Here is a 1,048-nt window from a genome sequence, read left to right as displayed (position 1 = left end):
CCTGCTCGATGTTTAAAACACAAAAAAAATTGACATTTATGTTTTGTTATATAAACTAACGCCCATCAACTCACTGCAACAGGTAAAAGCCAGACAATACCACGAGTTATCTGAAACTTTACTCGACATTGCTAAGTAGCCAGCCTGAGGCGTATGAACATGAAGTCAAGTGACGACAGTTAAGCCGTACCGCTCTTTAAGACTATTTCGCTGAAAAAGCGAACACCGACAACAGTCGGTTTTGGGGTGTGTGAAATATATCAATCAGCGTTGATTCTCTTGTCTATGCCAGGGACATAATAACGTTGATACCTATCTGGAAATTCCAGCACACACCACCAAAACCCATTGTTAGGAGGTAGGTATGTGTAATTTTCATGGTTATGATAATGCACGCAGTCGAAGAAATGCCCATAGAAGAGTCAAGCAAGCAGCCTATAATCGTAATAAAGCACTCAATATGGCATTAAAAGCCGCATTAAATCCAACCAAACAATCGAATCAGCAAATAACCTCAAACCCTAAGCGTTCCTTACTTTCACTCAAAAGAAACGTGACGAGTCGCGTAAAAAAAGCGCTATTATTCAGCAGAACTAAAATTTATGACGCCTTTGATAATTGCTGTCTGCCAAAGGTGGCTTTGTATTCAGTAAAAAATCAATGTCGTCGTCATCTTTTTGGGTCAAGGGAAATTACCGCAAAAGTGTAATTTATTTTTGTTCTCATAATTTTAGCGGATTTTCAATGCGTCATTGCTCACAGAATAACCCCTAATTTTTTCTAACCAAAGGAATAAAAGGATGAAACTCGACAATCCACACATTGTAACGGCAAAGCACCCCAATATGGGCAACCTGGTTGGTGTCACTAACGGGAGTCATAAATTTTGTGATTCACACTATCTCAGCAGCATTGATATACGGAATGACGACGATAGGGAAACAATAACATTTAAAACGATAATTCACTATTTAACAGCAGAAAATACCTACCTCAAAAAAGAAAATCGCAGACTCCTGAAGATAAATCGTGAGATTGGCGGATTGTG

The 1,048-nt window shown here is 38.8% G+C and carries 2 protein-coding genes; both read left to right on the top strand.

Going from position 1 to position 1,048, the window contains the following annotated elements; translation table 11 throughout:
* Positions 1 to 364: 364 nt before the first annotated feature.
* Positions 365 to 709: a hypothetical protein gene (locus CBG25_RS02535; protein ID WP_290604303.1), complete on the top strand. Its 345-nt coding sequence runs from the start codon at positions 365 to 367 to the stop codon at positions 707 to 709.
* A gap of 91 nt (positions 710 to 800) precedes the next feature.
* Positions 801 to 1,048 (top strand): hypothetical protein (locus CBG25_RS02530; RefSeq protein WP_290604301.1); only part of this gene is annotated, 248 nt, incomplete at its 3' end.

This window comes from Arsenophonus sp. ENCA (assembly GCF_002287155.1).
Classification (GTDB): domain Bacteria; phylum Pseudomonadota; class Gammaproteobacteria; order Enterobacterales; family Enterobacteriaceae; genus Arsenophonus; species Arsenophonus nilaparvatae.
The sequence above is the reverse complement of the archived record's forward strand: the minus strand, read 5'-3'. Positions and strand labels throughout refer to the sequence as shown.